General features: G+C 77.5%; 14 protein-coding genes. 9 read left to right on the top strand and 5 right to left on the bottom strand.

The genetic code is table 11. From position 1 onward, the window contains the following. Positions 1-5 precede the first annotated feature (5 nt). Positions 6-971 carry a homoserine kinase gene (locus AMPC_RS09350; protein WP_248345890.1) on the top strand — a complete coding sequence of 322 codons (966 nt, stop codon included), beginning with the start codon at positions 6-8 and terminating at the stop codon, positions 969-971. A gap of 11 nt (positions 972-982) precedes the next feature. Here AMPC_RS09350 and AMPC_RS09345 read toward each other — a convergent pair whose 3' ends face one another. Continuing rightward, positions 983-1,456, bottom strand: a complete 474-nt coding sequence (locus AMPC_RS09345) for a nuclear transport factor 2 family protein (protein ID WP_248345889.1) — start codon at positions 1,454-1,456, stop codon at positions 983-985. A gap of 143 nt (positions 1,457-1,599) precedes the next feature. Between AMPC_RS09345 and AMPC_RS09340 the strand changes: the two genes are divergently transcribed. Continuing rightward, positions 1,600-2,136, top strand: a complete 537-nt coding sequence (locus AMPC_RS09340; protein ID WP_248345887.1) for a peptidoglycan-binding domain-containing protein — start codon at positions 1,600-1,602, stop codon at positions 2,134-2,136. Positions 2,137-2,204: 68 nt separating this feature from the next. On the opposite strand, the gene AMPC_RS09335 is transcribed toward AMPC_RS09340, so the two are convergent. After that, positions 2,205-2,819: a S1 family peptidase gene (locus AMPC_RS09335; RefSeq protein ID WP_248345885.1), complete on the bottom strand. Its 615-nt coding sequence runs from the start codon at positions 2,817-2,819 to the stop codon at positions 2,205-2,207. A gap of 163 nt (positions 2,820-2,982) precedes the next feature. Between AMPC_RS09335 and AMPC_RS09330 the strand changes: the two genes are divergently transcribed. Continuing rightward, positions 2,983-3,438 (top strand): AAA family ATPase, encoded by a 456-nt coding sequence (locus AMPC_RS09330; protein ID WP_248345884.1) that lies wholly within the window; start codon positions 2,983-2,985, stop codon positions 3,436-3,438. Between the two features lie 7 nt (positions 3,439-3,445). Here the strand turns inward: AMPC_RS09330 and AMPC_RS09325 are convergent, their stop codons facing one another. Beyond that, on the bottom strand, positions 3,446-3,625 hold the full coding sequence (locus tag AMPC_RS09325) for a hypothetical protein (RefSeq protein WP_248345882.1): 180 nt from the start codon (positions 3,623-3,625) through the stop codon (positions 3,446-3,448). 5 nt (positions 3,626-3,630) lie between these two features. Next, on the bottom strand, positions 3,631-5,877 hold the full coding sequence (locus AMPC_RS09320) for a type VI secretion system protein (protein WP_248345881.1): 2,247 nt from the start codon (positions 5,875-5,877) through the stop codon (positions 3,631-3,633). A gap of 49 nt (positions 5,878-5,926) precedes the next feature. On the opposite strand from AMPC_RS09320, the gene AMPC_RS09315 reads away from it, so the two are divergent. Next, positions 5,927-6,304: a TIGR02266 family protein gene (locus AMPC_RS09315; protein WP_248345879.1), complete on the top strand. Its 378-nt coding sequence runs from the start codon at positions 5,927-5,929 to the stop codon at positions 6,302-6,304. A 16-nt stretch (positions 6,305-6,320) separates the two neighbouring features. Here AMPC_RS09315 and cglC read toward each other — a convergent pair whose 3' ends face one another. Then, positions 6,321-6,686, bottom strand: coding sequence for an adventurous gliding motility lipoprotein CglC (gene cglC / locus AMPC_RS09310; RefSeq protein WP_248345877.1), 366 nt, complete (start codon positions 6,684-6,686; stop codon positions 6,321-6,323). A 180-nt stretch (positions 6,687-6,866) separates the two neighbouring features. On the opposite strand from cglC, the gene AMPC_RS09305 reads away from it, so the two are divergent. From AMPC_RS09305 to cglF, 5 genes are all read left to right on the top strand, one after another. Next, entirely contained in the window at positions 6,867-7,703 is an 837-nt protein-coding gene (locus tag AMPC_RS09305) for an outer membrane beta-barrel domain-containing protein (RefSeq protein WP_248345876.1), read from the top strand. Next, positions 7,700-8,425: an outer membrane beta-barrel domain-containing protein gene (locus tag AMPC_RS09300; RefSeq protein WP_248345875.1), complete on the top strand. Its 726-nt coding sequence runs from the start codon at positions 7,700-7,702 to the stop codon at positions 8,423-8,425. Before AMPC_RS09305 ends, AMPC_RS09300 begins: the two co-directional genes overlap by 4 nt. Positions 8,426-8,438: 13 nt before the next feature. Further along, positions 8,439-10,232 (top strand): adventurous gliding motility protein GltC, encoded by a 1,794-nt coding sequence (gltC, locus tag AMPC_RS09290; RefSeq protein WP_263009642.1) that lies wholly within the window; start codon positions 8,439-8,441, stop codon positions 10,230-10,232. Further along, positions 10,229-14,338, top strand: coding sequence for a tol-pal system YbgF family protein (locus tag AMPC_RS09285; protein WP_248345873.1), 4,110 nt, complete (start codon positions 10,229-10,231; stop codon positions 14,336-14,338). The genes gltC and AMPC_RS09285 overlap by 4 nt, the downstream gene beginning before the upstream one ends. Before the next feature lie 66 nt (positions 14,339-14,404). Continuing rightward, a complete protein-coding gene (gene cglF / locus AMPC_RS09280) occupies positions 14,405-14,704 on the top strand; it encodes an adventurous gliding motility protein CglF (protein ID WP_248345872.1) in 300 nt (99 codons plus the stop codon). The last annotated feature ends 7 nt before the right edge of the window (positions 14,705-14,711 follow it).

Genomic DNA, 14,711 nt, shown 5'->3' with positions numbered 1-14,711 from the left:
CGCGCATGGCCCTCTACACCCCACTCAGCCCCGAGCAGCTCTCCCAGGTCGCGGGTCGGTACGGACTCTCCCTCGACAGGTCGGTCCCCGAGCCCAAGGGGAGCATCAACACCAACTACCACCTGTGGGCGGGCGGCGAGCGCTACTTCCTGCGGCTGAACGAGGGGAAGACCGACGCCGAGGTGGCCTTCGAGGCGAGCGTGCTCCGCTACCTCGAGGAGGCGCGCTTCCCCGCCGTCCGGCTGGTGCGCTCGACCGAGGGCGCCTCGCACGTGGAGGTGGCGGGGCGCCAGGCGATGCTGTTCGCCTACGCGCCCGGCGAGGAGCTCCGGCGCGAGGACGTCGGCGAGGCCGAGTGCCGGCGGATGGGCGAGCAGTTCGGCCGCCTCCACGAGCTCGCGAGCGGGTTCGAGGCCGACCGCCCCAACCCCTACGCGCTCGCCCGGGTGGCGGGCTGGCTCGCCGAGCTCGGGACCGACGGCGACGGGGACCCGGAGGTGGCGGCCGCGCTGCCGATGCTGCGCGACGAGCTCTCCCGGGCCGCGGCCCTCCCGTCCGCGCCGCGCGGCCTCGTGCACGGCGACCTCTTCCTCGACAACGTGCACTGGATCGGCGGGCGCGTCTCCGCGGTGCTCGACTGGGAGATGAGCTGCGTGGACGCCTTCGCCTACGACCTCGGCGTGGCGGTCAACGCCTGGTGCTACGACGCGCGCTTCCGGCCGGAGCTCTGCCGGGCGCTGCTCCAGGGCTACCGGGCGAAGCGGCCGCTCGACGACGCCACGCGCGACGCGCTCTACCCCTTCGCGCGCTACGCGGCGCTCCGGTACACGGCCTCCCGCATCCACGCCTTCCACCGCGCCGGGCTCGGGGCGGACCGGCTCGCGTGGAAGGACTGGCGGCGCTACCGCGACCGGCTGGCCGCGCTCCGCGACATGGGCGAGGCGGGCTTCCGCGACTTCGCGGGGCTGTAGGCGGGCGGCGGCTAGAGGCCGCTCACGAACTTCCAGCCGCTCTTCTCGTGGTGGAAGCGCATCCGCTGCACGTCGGCCTCGGCCTTCGCCACCTCGCCGCGCGGGGTCACGATCCGGAACTTGCCGTCGTAGAACACCTCGGCGGTGGCCTTGTCGCCCTCCACGGTGACCTGCTTCACGCCGATCTCGAGGCGCACCGAGGCGAGCTTGTCGAAGTCCTGCGGGAGCGCGCGCTCGAGCTGCGCGTAGTCCATGTCGTCCCCGGGATCGGCGGTGCCGGCGTCGTCGTAGTAGAGCGGCGACACGAGCGCCATCACGGCGCGGGCGTCCTTCGCCTCGACCGCCTTCCGGTAGGTGTCGATCACCGCGACGATCTCGCGGGTGTCGGCGGTGTCGCGGATCTCGGTGCCGGGGATGCGCTTGGGCGAGCAGCCGCCGAGGGCCAGGAGGACGAGCAGGGAGGCGAGGGGTCGGCGGTCGAGCATGCCGCATTCAAACCGCGCCCGGCGGGCAGCGTCAACCCTGGCGAACGGGGCGCGGCGCCCGGGCGGCGCAGCCGGGGGCTCGCCCGACGACCCGGCGATGCCAAGGTTCCAAGCCTGAATCCCCCAACCGGAAGGAGATCCCGATGAAGAGAATGCTTCAGGTGCTCGCGCTCGCGGCCCCGCTGGTGGCCTGCAGCAGCCGCGAGAAGAGCTACTCCGACACGTCGATGCAGAGCGCCAGCGCCGCCGAGCCGAGGTCCGAGGTGGCGCGCCCGTCCGATCTCAGCGCCGAGCAGGTGCGGCTCGTCCAGCGCGCGCTCTCCGACAAGGGCTTCGCGACCGACCTCAACGGCTCCTGGGACGATCGCACCAAGAGCGCGCTCATGAGCTTCCAGCGCTCCGTGAACCTGGCGCCGACCGGGAACGTCAACGCCCAGACCGCCGAGGCGCTCGGCCTCGACCCGCAGCAGGTGATGCCGGTGCGCGGCCAGGGGACGCAGAGCGACGACACGGGCTCGATGCACGATCCGCAGAAGAACGACTCGAACACGCGCCCCGGCACCGAGGGCAGCGTGGGCGGGACGCCGCAGCCGCCCGGCTCGATGGCCCCGCCGTCCACGAGCCCCAGCACGCCCGACACGACGACGCCGGGCAGCAGCGGCGAGTACCACGAGAAGTAGGGGCGCGGAGGGGGAGGGAGGGGCCTCGCGCCCCTCCCGCTCCAGCTCCAGCCGCCGCGGCAGGCCCGTCAGCGGCCGGCGGCGAGCGCGACCGGCGCGCCGAAGCGGCGCTCCGCGAGGACGATGGGCACGGCCAGGGCCACGCCGCCCGGCGTGAGCAGGGCGAGGTCCACCACGCCGACCACCGCCCCGTCGCCGTCGAGCACGGGGCCGCCGCTCGCGCCCGGCTCCACCGCGGCGGCGATGCGCAGGTAGTCGCCCCCGGCGAAGCGCCAGCTCGGCGAGAGGACCGCGCCGAGCACCTCTCCCCCGCAGCGCTGGCGCGGGCAGCCGTGGAGGTGCACGAGGGTGCCCGCGGGCGGGGGGCCCTTGGCGCGCGGTGCCGCGGCGAGCGCCGCCGGCGAGCCCTCGAGCCGCACCAGGGCGAGGTCGAGCGCCGGCTCCCGATCGACCACCCGGGCGGCGAGCGTGCGGCCGTCGGCCAGCACCGCCTCCACCGCCGGCATGTCCTCGACCACGTGCAGCGCCGTCAGCACCAGGCCGGCCGGGCCGTCCCAGACCAGCCCGGCGCCGTAGTACCCTCCGCCGCGCAGCTCCACCGTGGTGGGAGCGGGCAGGCGCCCGGCGGGCGCGGGATCGCGAGGCGCGCCGAGCGAGAGCGCGAGGAGCAGGGAGACCAGCACGGGGAGGCAGGCTAGCAGCCTCGGCCGGGGGGTGGTCAACGCGCGGGCGGGGCGGGGCTCGCCCGGCAGGTCGCCGTCGCGCGCCGGCCCGCCTCGCGCCGAAGCGCGCGCTTGCCAGCCCGTCCGGCGGCTCCTACATTGCCGGGCCACGCGGAGGGTCGAGATGCCGGGAGAGAGCTTCGAGGCGCTGAAGAGGTTCTTCGAGACGCAGCCCGCGGCGCGCAAGGCGACGCAGCCGCTCCACGCCGGCGCGGAGGTGGGGCTCGCGCTCGACTCCGGCCCGGCCCACTTCACCCTGCGCGGCGGCGCGCCGACCGTGGAGGAGGGCCCGGCCGCCGCCCCGGACTTCACGCTCACCCTGCCCGACGGAGCGGTCCGGCGGATCACCTCGATGACGACCGACGACGTGGGCGAGTTCGGCATCGCCTTCTTCAAGCTGGTCCTCGAGAAGGACCCCGCGCTCAAGGCCCGCGTCCACATCGACGCGCCGACGACGCAGCTCATCCAGCACGGCTACCTGGGCGTGCTGGCGGTCGGCGGGATGAAGGTGGCCTTCTGGCTCCTCAAGAACGGGGTGAAGAACCCCAAGGCCGCCATCGACCGGCTCCGGGGGAAGTAGCGGGCGCTCACTCCCCGATCCGCGGCGCCGGGTCCTTCACCGGGGCCTGCGTCGCCGGCCCGCGCGGCGGCTCGCGGATCTCGGGCGCGCTCGACGGGCCGCGGGGCTCGGGCTCCCGGGCGGGCGCGCGCGGCGCGGGGGCGCGCTCGGGGGCCGGTGGTCCGCGCCGCTCCTTCTCGCTCGACATGCGGCTCACTTAACCGGGTCGGTCCGGGGCGGCCAGTCGCCGGGCGAGGGGGGCGGGACGCCGAACTCGGTCCGCTCGAAGTCGCAGCGGCGGGCCTCGTCCTCGGCCGACTCGCGCTCGGCCGGCCGGGCCGAGCCGCTCGCCAGCACGGCGTAGCCGGCGGCCGCGTCGTCGTAGCGCCCGAGCTCGCACCAGGCGCGGGCGAGGAGCCGGGCCGCCTCGCGGGCGAAGCCGGCGTCGCCCAGGCCGGGGCCGGCGCGGGAGAGCTCGGCGGCGGCGAGCGCCGGGGCGCCGCGGGCGAGGGCGGCGCGGCCGTAGAGGTAGCGCGCGAGCGGCGCGTCGGAGCCGGCGAGCCGCCCGAGCGCCAGGGCCGGCTCCCCCGTCCCGAGGAGCCACGGGGCCACGGCGCGCGCCAGGACGGGGTCCACGGTCGCCGAGAGCTTCGCCTCGAGCAGCCGCCGCTCGGCCGGCTCCGGGGCGAGGGCGAGCGCCGCCCGGTAGCGCGCGGCGGCGCCGGCCGCGTCGCCGGCCTCGAGCCGCAGATCGCCGAGCTCCGCCTCGAGGGCGCCGCGCAGGCCGGGCTCGGCGCCTTCGGCGAGCAGCCGGAGGGCGGCGGCGAACGCCGCCTCGGCGCGCGCGCTCGCCCCGGCGGCCGCGAACGCCTCGCCCTCGGCGCGCAGGTAGGCCGGGTCACCGCCGGAGAGGGCGGCGGCGCGCCGGTAGAGCGGGGCCGCGTCCTCCGGCCGCCGCGCCCGGGCGAGGTCGGCGGCGCGCGCCTCGAGCGAGGCCACCTCGCGCGCGCAGGTCCGGGTGAAGAGGCTGCCCCGCCGGAAGCGGAGCTGCGCCGCGGCCCGCAGCTCGGGCGGGACCGCCACCCCGTCGAGGAACCGGCCCCACTCCGCGGCGAGCGCCGGGAGCGGCGCCCCGAAGGCCCGCGCGAAGTCGCCGTGCGCGTAGAGGGCGCGGACCGGGGCCGCGCCGCGGGTGTCGAGCAGCCAGCGCAGGAAGCTCCCCGCGGCGGTGTAGGCCCGCGCCGGCGCCGCCCCGAGGAAGCCCGCCGGGCCCACCAGCGCCTCCACCGGCGGCATCACGCCGGCGTCGCGCATGGCCCGGGTCCACTCGTGGAGCGTGAACGGGCCGTGCGGCGCGTCGGCCGCCTCGGCGAGCCCCTCCACCAGGCCGGCGTAGACGAGCACCCCGGCGCGGGCCGGGACGCGCAGTGGGCCGGGCGCGATCGCGGAGGCGAGGGCGTGCACCAGCTCGTGACGCAGCACCGGGTGCGGGGTGGGGCCGTCGTTGAGGTGGATCTCGGCCAGCCAGGGCTTCGTGAAGTTGGTGCGCCCGGCGCCGGTGAGCCGCCCCTTCTCCGCCGCGTCCCGGTAGACGTAGACCCGCGCCCGCGGCGGAGCGAGGAGCCCGAGCCGCCGCGCCACCTCGGCCGCGTCGTACTCGCAGTCGCGCAGGAGCCGGTCGGCCTCGGCCGGCGGCTTCTCGCGCGGGAAGTGGAGCTCGCAGCGGGCGCCGTCGAGCCGGCCTCCGAGGACGCGGTCGAGCTCGGAGCGGCGGGTGAGGCCGCCCCCGGCGCGCGAGGCGACGAAGGCGCCGAGGAGCCCGGCCAGCGCGAGGGCGACCGCGGCCCGCCCGCGCGCCGGGCGCTCCTCCGCGCCGAGCCACCCGCCGCCCCGCGACCCCCGGGCGGCGGAGGCGAGGGCGCAGGCCGCGAGCCAGAGCCCGAGCGTCCCGGCGCGGAAGAGGACCAGGTGGCGGTCCACCGCGATCGCCTCGTCGTAGAGCGGCCCGGGCCAGACGCCGAGGAAGTGGTCCTGCGCGGTCGCCGTCGGCCCGCGCCAGGCCGCGACGGCGGTCCAGGCGAGGGAGCCGGCGACGACGGCGACGTAGAGGGGCAGGCCGACGCGGCGGCGGCCGCGGGCGACTAGCCCGCACAGCACCCCCACCGCGGGGGCGAGGAGGGCCGAGGGGAGCGCCAGGATGGGGAAGAGCGCCGCCGAGGCGAGCGGGGCGCAGGGGGTGGCGAGCCGGGCGTGGAGCGCGCTCGCGCCGAAGAGGAGCGCCTCGAGCGCGAGCAGGGGGAGGGTGGCCGAGGCGAGGGCTCCCCCGGGGGAGGGGGCGCCGCGCGCGAGCTGCCGGCGGGCCGCGGCGACGCCGAGCGGCCCGCCCGCGAGGGCGGCCAGGAGCGCGCCCGCGAGGCCGAGCTCGAAGCCGGGGACGCCGAGGAGCCGGAGGGGGTCCATTCCGCCAGGAACTATGCCCGAGGCGAGGCCGCAGGGTAACATCCGGTTGATGGCAGAGAATCGCGTGCACCCGCGGGCTCCGATCGAGCTCAAGGTCGAGTACAAGCGGCTCAACCGCTTCTTCGCGGACTACACGCGCAACATCTCGAAGGGCGGCACCTTCATCGCCACCGCCCACCCGCTCCCGCTCGGCACCCGCTTCGTGTTCCGGCTCGCCCTCCCGGCGCAGGCGGAGCCGCTCGAGCTGCTCGGGGAGGTGGTCCGGGCCAGCGTGGGCGAGGCGAGCGACCCGACCGGCATGGGCATCCGCTTCATCTTCGACGACGATCGGGCGCGGTCGGCCTTCGCCGCCAAGGTGGAGGGGATCATGGCCGCGAGCCTGGGCGAGGAGCTGGCGCGAAAGCTGGTGGCGCAGGAGCGGAACTGATCGCGGGCGCCCCCGCTCACTTCTGCGGGATGGCGCACCAGCTCGTGGTCTTGAGGTCGCCCAGGTACTTCTGCGGGATCGAGGCGATGAACGCCGGGTCGAGCACCACCTGGCGGCAGACGAGCCCGGTCGCCGAGGTGTCGCAGTCGGCGTCCGAGACGCAGGGCTTCGAGCAGTAGCCCGGGTTGCAGGTGATGCGCCGGTCGCCGTTGGCGGGCGAGACGATGCAGACCAGGTTCTCGCAGGCGGTGACGCCCGTCTCGAGGTAGTCGCCCTGGACGTTGGCGCAGCTCGTCGCCACGCCGTTCTGCGCCGGCAGGTGCACCGGGCAGGGCTGGCCCACGTCGGGGGGCTGGCACGCGAGGACGACCCCCGCGAGCACGATCCAGGCTGGCGGCCACGACCGAGCACCCATCGGCGCTGAAGGTCAGCACGCCGGCGAGCGGACGGTCGGGAAACGAGGGGCTCTCCCCTCAGGGAGCGCGCGGTCGCGGCGGGGCCGCTCCGTTGCCCGCCTCGCGAGCGGACCCTACCGTCCATCCGAAGCAGAACGGGGGTCGCGTTGCCTCGAGCGGGTCCAGCCACTCTCCTCCTCCTCGCGCTCCCGCTCCTCGCGCGCGCGCAGGAGGTCCCCGGCCTCGACCTCTCCGAGCCGGAGCCGGAGCGCCCGCCGGCGAGCGCCGCGCCCCCGCCCGAGGCCGGCGCCGACGAGCCGCCCGCCCCGGCGCGCGCGCCCGCCGCCGCGGACGCGGCCGAGGCCCGCTCGCCCATCGGCGACACCGGCGAGCGCGACGCGGCGCTCGAGGACCGCGTGAAGGCGGTGCAGCGCAAGGGCTTCCTCAAGCGCGGCCGCTTCGAGCTCGGGCTCGCCGCGCCGGGCTCGCTCAACGACGCCTTCTTCCAGAAGGTCGGGGTGGCGGGGCACCTCGGGTACAACCTGGCCGAGAGCTTCGCCCTCAAGCTCGACGGCGGGTACTTCTGGTCGGTGCGCACCGGCAACGTGCGCCAGGGGAAGCTCGCCTTCGAGAGCCAGCTCCTCGAGAGCCAGCTGCGGGCCAAGGCGATGCTCGACGGCGTCTGGTCGCCCATCTACGGCAAGGGGGCCTGGCTCGGCAGCCGCATCGTCCACTTCGACCTGTACCTCGCGGCCGGCGTGGGCGCGGTCTGGAGCGCCACCAGCGGCTCGCCCCGGAACGAGGGGCCGCACCCGGCCGGCGACCTGGGCGCCGGGTTCCGCTTCTACCCGAGCTCCTGGCTCTCGCTCGACCTCGGCGTGGACGCGACGCTCTACCCGGACCAGCCGTCCCTGACCGTGCCGAGCACCCTCCAGAAGCTCGTCACCGCGCAGCTCGGGGTCACCTTCTTCCTGCCCACCCGCTTCGACTACGGAACCCCGTGACCGCGCGCCTCCGCCCCATCGCCCTCCTCGCCGCCGCGCTGGCCCTCGCCCCGGCCGCCGCGCGCGCGAGCGCCGCCGACGCCTTCGAGAACCGGATCCCCCCGGTGGCGGGGCAGCTCTACGGCAAGGCCGGGCGGTTCGAGCTGTCGCCCATCGCGCAGGTCTCGCTCAACGACGCCTTCTTCTCGAAGTACCTCTTCGGCCTGCGGGGCGGGTACCACTTCTCCGAGCTGCTCGGGCTCTCGGCCAGCTTCGCCACCGGCCCCTCGGTCGCCACCGGCTCCACCAACGTCTGCCGCTCCAACGCCGGCTGCCGGAGCGCCACCGACGCCGAGCTGTTCCAGGTGCCCGGCCACGTGAACTGGCTCGCCGGGCTGGAGCTCGAGGTGAGCCCCATCTACGGGAAGCTCAACCTCTTCGCCGAGCAGGTGATCCACTTCGACTTCTCGCTCCTCGCCGGCGGCGACGTCGTCGCCTACCGGCGCGTGCTCGACGCCACCGCCGCCGGGACCGCGGCCGCCGCCGGGGCCACCCCGCCCACCGACTCGGCGATGGGCGGTCACCTCGGGCTCGGCGCCCGCGTCTTCCTCGGCCGCTCGGTGGCGCTCAGGCTCGAGCTCAAGGACTACCTGTACCGGATCCCGCTCGCGGGGCGCACCGACACGCAGTCGCAGCTCCTCACCGAGCTCGGGCTGTCCTTCTTCTTCGGCGGCGGGCGCTAGGGGAGGGCGCGAGATGACCCGCCCGAGGACCGCTCCGCTCGCCGTCGCGCTCGCCGCCGCGCTCGCGCCGGGCCTGGCCCTGCCGCAGGGGCTCGGTCTCGACCTCTCCGAGCCGGCCGCGCCGCCGCCCTCCGAGGCCCGCCCGCCGAAGGCCGCCCCCGCGAAGCCCGGGCCGCGCGCCGGAGCGCCCGACGCCCCCCCGCCGAAGGCGGTCCCGGTCCCGCCCGCGCGCGCCGCGGCGCCGCCGAGCCGGCTCGCGCCCCTCCCACCCTACGCCCCCGATCCGCGGCTCGCCGAGGCGCGGAAGCTCGTGGACCGGCGCCGGTACGAGGAGGGGGCGCAGGCCGCCTTCGCGGTGGCGCGCGACCCGGCCGGCGCCGGCGCGCGGCTCGAGGCGACGGTGGTGCTCGCGCAGGCGCTCGCCGGGCTCGGGCTCGACCAGGTCGCGGTGGCCGAGCTCGCGGCGGCCCTCGCCGATCCCGCCCCGGGCTCCGCCGCCGGGCTCGCGGTGCAGGAGCTGGTCGCGCTCGGCGAGCGCGACCACGCGAACGAGCACGGCGTGGCGCTGGCGCTCGCCGGGGCGGCGGCGGTCGAGCTCCCGCCCGCGGCGGAGGGGCGGCTCGAGGTGGCCCAGGCGCGCTGGGCCTACGAGCGGGGGCGCGCGCTCGAGGAGGCGGGGCGCGGGGCGGAGGCGAGGCAGAGCTACGCCGACGCGCTCCGGCTCGCCGGCCGGCCCGGAATGGCGCCGGTGGCGGCGGCCGAGGCCCGCTTCGTCGAGGGGCTCGTCCGCTACGCCGAGGACGATCAGCCGGCGGCGCTCGAGTCGTTCAAGGAGGTGGTGCGGATCACCAACCCGCGGCGCGGGGAGGCCTCCGACCCGCGGCTGCGCTCGCTCGCGTTCCTGCAGCTCGCGCGCATCCACTACGAGCACCGGCAGAACCGCTACGCGATCTTCTACTACGACCGGCTGCCGTGGGGCGGCGAGGAGTGGCTCGAGGCGCTCTGGGAGTCCTCCTACGCCCACTACCGGATCGGCGACTACGAGAAGGCGCTCGGGAACCTGCTCACGCTCCAGTCCTCGTACTTCAAGGACGAGTACTTCCCCGAGTCCTACGTGCTCAAGGCGATCATCTACTACGAGAACTGCCGGTTCCCGGAGGCGCGCCGGATCCTGGAGGACTTCGCGAAGGACTTCGGGCCGCTCCAGGCGGAGCTGGGGCGGCTCGCCGCCCGGAGCGGGCCGCCCGAGGCGCTCTTCGGCGCCTTCGCGCGGGCCGAGCGCGAGGGCGGGGCGGAGCTGTCGCCGCGGGTGGTGAAGGCGGCGCTCACCGACCGCAGCCTGCGCCGGCTCGACCTCGCCGCGCGCGCCGCCGACCGCCAGGCCGGCGAGGGGCTGGCGCGCCTCTCCCCGGGGTTCCGCGACTCGGAGCTGGGGCGCAAGGTGGCCGCCGCGCTCGCGGGCGTGCGCGCCGGGCTCGCCGCCGAGGGCGGCGCGCGGCTGCGCCAGCAGCTCGAGGCCGAGCGCGACGGGCTGCGGGACCTCCTGCAGCAGGCGCTCCGGATCCGGATCGAGGTGACCCGGCGCGAGCGCGAGGCGCTCGAGGCCTCGCTCACCACCGGCAAGCGGCCCGACGCGCTGCGCGCCTACCGCTACTCGACCGCGGTCTCGGACGAGCAGCTCTACTGGCCCTACGACGGCGAGTTCTGGCGCGACGAGCTCGGCACCTACACCTACACGCTCACGCGCGGCTGCCGCGCGCCGGTCGAGTCAGGGGGCGCCGCGCCGGAGCAGGGGAGCGGCCGTTGAGCGCCGCCCTCCTCGCGCTGCTCCTCGCCGCCGGGGACGCCGCGGCGCCCGCCGGCGGCGCGCCCGAGGCGGAGCCGGCCCGCGCGGCGGAGCCCGCGCCGGTCGCCGCCCCCGCGCCCGGAGGCGCCCGCCGCGGCGCCGACCCGGCGGCGAGCCCGCTCGAGCTGCTCGGCCGGAAGCGGAGCGCCGCCCCCGACCCGTCGCTCGCCGGCAGCATCGAGGCGAAGGGGCGCGCGCCGGGGGCGGGGCGTCCGGCCCTCGCCTTCGACGCCTTCCGCCACCAGGTCGAGGTGGAGGTGGCGGGCAAGCGGCGCGAGGAGATGGCCGGACTCGAGGAGCTCATCCGGCTGGGCGGCGCCGACGCCGAGCTCCCGGGCTGGCTCTTCCGGCTCGGCGAGCTGCACTGGGAGGAGGCGCAGCACCTCTTCTTCGAGGCCAACCGGAAGGACGACGAGGCGCTCCGCCCCGGGACCGGCGCCGACCGGGCGCGCGCGCTCGCCGCCGAGAAGCGCGCCCTCGAGGCCCGCTCCCGCGACGAGCAGGAGGCCGCGGTCGGCCGCTACCTCGAGATCGTTCGGCGCTACCCCGCCTGGCCGCGCATGGACGAGGTGCTCTTCTTCCTCGGCGAGAACCTCTCGCGCCAGCACCGGCCGAAGCAGGCCGCCGCCGCCTACAAGCGGCTCCTCACGCGCTTCCCGCGGTCGCGCTTCGTGCCCGACGCCTGGGTGGCCCTCGGCGAGCAGTGGTTCGACGAGGCGGAGAAGTCGGACCGGGAGCGCCGGCTGCTCGCGGCGCGCGAGGCCTACCGGCGCGCCGCCGCCGCCGAGAGCACGGTGCGGGGCTACGCGCTCTACAAGGAGGCCTGGGTGGACTACAACCTCGGCGAGCTCCGCGCCGCGCTCGAGCTGTTCGAGCGGGTGATCGCGCTCGGCGAGCAGCCCACCGCCGGCGTCCCGGCCGAGAAGCGGCTCGCCCTCGGCCGCGAGGCGCGCCGCGACTACGTCCGCACCTACGGCCACGTCGGCCAGCCGCAGACGGCCGAGCAGGAGTTCGTGCGGGTGGGCGGCGGCGACGGGCGCGAGATGCTGAAGCAGCTCGCGCAGCTCTACTTCGACGACGGCAAGGACCGCGAGTCGATCCTGGTGCACCACCGGCTGGTGCAGCGCTGGCCCGGCGCCCCGGACGCCGCGCTCTTCCAGTCGCGCATCGTGACCGCCGCCGGCCGGCTCGGGAAGAAGGAGCTCGCGGTGCAGCAGGCCGGGAAGTTCGTGGACCTGGTGCGCGCCGCGGAGCGGGGCGGGGCGGCCGGGGACGCGCGGCAGGCCGAGGTGCTCGCCGCGGCGCGGCGGGAGGCGGAGAACACGCTCCGCACGCTCGCGGTCCAGTACCACAACGAGTGGCGCAAGACCCGGGAGCCGGCCACCGCGCAGCTCGCCGCCGACCTCTACCGCGACCACCTCGCGCTCTTCCCCGAGGGGCCGCGCGCCTACGAGATGGGCTTCTTCCACGCCGAGCTGCTCTTCGCGCTGGGCCGGTTCCAGGAGGCGGGCGACGCCTACGCCCGGGTCGCGGCGCTCGACCCGTCGGCGCGCGGCGGCGCCCCCGGGCGCTGGCTCGGCGACGCGCTCGAGGGGGCCATCTTCTCCTACGACGCGGTGCTCCGGGCGACGCCGGGCGGCGCCGGACCCGCGCCGGGCCAGCCCGAGGCGCACGCCGCGCGCCCCTGGACGAAGGAGGAGCGGCAGCTCCTCGACGCCTGCCTGCGCTACACGGCGCGCCTCCCCAAAGGCGACAAGGCGGTGGAGGCGACCTACCAGGCGGCCCGCCTCCGCTACCGGCACGACGAGCCGAAGGAGGCCGCGGCGCTCTTCGCCGCCATCGCCCTCGAGCACCCGCGCCACCCGGTCGCGGGCTACGCGGCCAACCTCCTGCTCGACGCCGAGAACCTGCTCGGCGACGTGCGCGCCACCGGCGAGTGGGCGCGAAGGCTCTACGGCCGGCGCGAGCTGCTCGAGGCCCACCCCGAGCTCGCCGCCGACCTGGTGCGCGTGGTCGAGCAGAGCGCCTTCAAGCTCGTGGAGCAGGAGGAGAAGGCGGGGCGCTACGGCGAGGCCGCCAGGGCCTACCTCGCCTTCGCGACCGACTGGCCCGGCTCGGGGCTCGCCCCGACCGCCCTCTTCGACGCGGCGGTGGACTTCGGGAAGGCGGGCGACCTGCCCCGCGCCACGGCGGCGCGGCGGGCGCTCTGGGACCGGCACCCCGCGCACCCGCTCGCGGCGCGCGCGCTCCTCGCGAGCGGCGCCGACGCCGCGGCGCTCGCCGACTTCGCCGGCGCGGCCGACGCCTACGAGCGCTACTTCGCGGGCTGGAAGGCCGAGCGCGACCGGGCCGCCCGGCCGCGGCGCGGGGCGCGGCGGGGCGGGGACGCGCCCCCGGCGCCGCAGCCCCGGTTCGAGGCGAAGGCGGCGCAGGACGCCCTGCACGACGCCGGCGTCTACCGCGAGGGGCTGGGCCAGCTCGCGCGCGCCGAGGCGGACCGGCTCGCCTTCGTGGCCGCGTTCCCCGAGGCGAGCGAGACGCCGCAGGTGTTCCGCTCGCTCGCGGGCGTGTACGAGCGGCAGCAGGCCTACGGGCGCGCGGCGCGGCAGCTCGAGGCGTTCCAGCGGCGCTGGGCGCCCGCGGGCCGGCCCTGGTTCGAGGCGCAGCAGTGGATCGCCCGGCTGCGCGAGGAGGCCGGCGACGCGGCGGGGGCCCGGCGCGATCGCGCCGTCGCGCTGCGCCGCTGGCGGCAGGAGCGCGCCCAGGCCGGCGAGGCCGGGGTGGCGCTCGCCGCCGGCGCGCTGGTGGACGAGCTCGATCGGCCCTTCGCGGAGTACGAGCGGATCGGCCTCGCGGTGCCGGCCCGGCGGCTGGCGGCGCGCGTGGCCGAGAAGGGGCGGCGGCTCGTCGACCTGCAGCGTCGCTACACCGAGGTGGTGAAGCTCGAGGCGGCGGCGCCGGCGGTCTGCGCGCTGTACCGGATCGGCGCCGGCTACCAGCACTTCGCGGCCGCGCTGGTCCAGGCGCCGGTCCCGGCGGAGCTCCGGCGCGATCCGGAGCTCGCGAAGGAGTACCGGGCGCAGCTCGCGGCCCAGGCGGCGGCCCCGCGCAAGAAGGCGGTGGAGGGGCTCGCCCTCGCGGTCACGCAGGCCCGGGCGCACGGCGTGGCGAGCGGGTGCGCCCGGGGGGCCGCGGCGGCGCTCCGGGAGCTCGACCCGGACGCGGCGGCCCCGGCGCCGGAGCGGGTGCCCTGGCCCTCCTTTGACGCGCCGCCTTCGCCGGCCGAGCGGGTCCTGGCGGAAGCGCGGGCGGGGCAGGTGGTCGGCGACGCCCCGGCCGACCGCGTGCGGCGCGGGCTGGCGCGGCTCGTCGCCGGCGACGCGGCGGGCGCGGCGCAGCTCGGGCGGGAGGCGGTGGCGCGCGATCCGCGCGTGAAGGGGGCGCACGCGCTCCTGGCGCGCGCGGCCCTGGCCCAGGGCCAGCTCGACCTCGCCGGGCTCCTCGCGCTCGAGGCGGCCAAGGTCGATCCGGCCGATCCGTGGATCCCGCTCGTCCAGGGGCGGGTGCTGGAGCGCCGGGGGGACGCGAACGCCGCCGCCGCGACCTGGCGCCGCGCCGCGAGCGGCCCGGGCGCGCCCGTCCTGTCGCGCGAGCTGGTGCGGCTCTCGCTCGCGCGCGAGGCCTGGGGCGAGGTGGGCCGGGGCGCCGAGGCCCTCGCGGCGGACGACCCGCGCGACGCCCCGGCGCGGCTGGCGCTCGGGGTCGCGCGGCGACACCAGGGCAAGCCGGAGGAGGCGCTCGCGGCCTACGCGGAGGCCGGGCGGCTCGCCGGGGACGCGCTGCCGGAGGTCCACCTCGCCCGCGCCGTGCTGCTCGCCCAGGACCGCCACGCGTGCGAGCCCGCGCGCGCCGAGCTCGAGCGGTACGCCGCGCTGGCCGGTCCGGCGACGGCGGCCGACCGGCGCCGGCTCCTCGCGGGGTGCGAGGAGCGGCGCGTGGCGAGCAGCGGGCAGCCGGGCGGGCCCCGGCAGGACGAGCGCCCTGCCGCCGCCGGCAAGGCCCCTTGAGCGGCCGTGCCGGACAGGCCCGGCAGTGCGCTTACTTTCGGGCGGATCACGCGGAGCGGGGACGTCATGGCGAGGCTCGGGACGAGGGCGGCGGTGCTGGCGGCGGTGGTGGGGCTCGGCGTTCCGGCGGCGGCCGGCGCGGCGCCCGGGGCGGAGCCGCAGGCGGCGGGGACGGCGAGGCCGGCCCCCCGCGTCGAGTACGAGAAGAAGACCGTCATCAACTTCGACGACGACACCATCCAGGGCGACCTCACCCGGCCCGACGGCGAGTACGTGGAGTCCCGCAAGAAGGTGGACCACTCGAGCCTCATCCGGATCAGGGAGAGCTGGCGGGAGAAGGTGAAGCAGGCCGGGTCGGAGCTGTGACGTGGGC

This window comes from Anaeromyxobacter paludicola, assembly GCF_023169965.1.
Taxonomy (GTDB): domain Bacteria; phylum Myxococcota; class Myxococcia; order Myxococcales; family Anaeromyxobacteraceae; genus Anaeromyxobacter_B; species Anaeromyxobacter_B paludicola.
The sequence above is the reverse complement of the archived record's forward strand: the minus strand, read 5'-3'. Positions and strand labels throughout refer to the sequence as shown.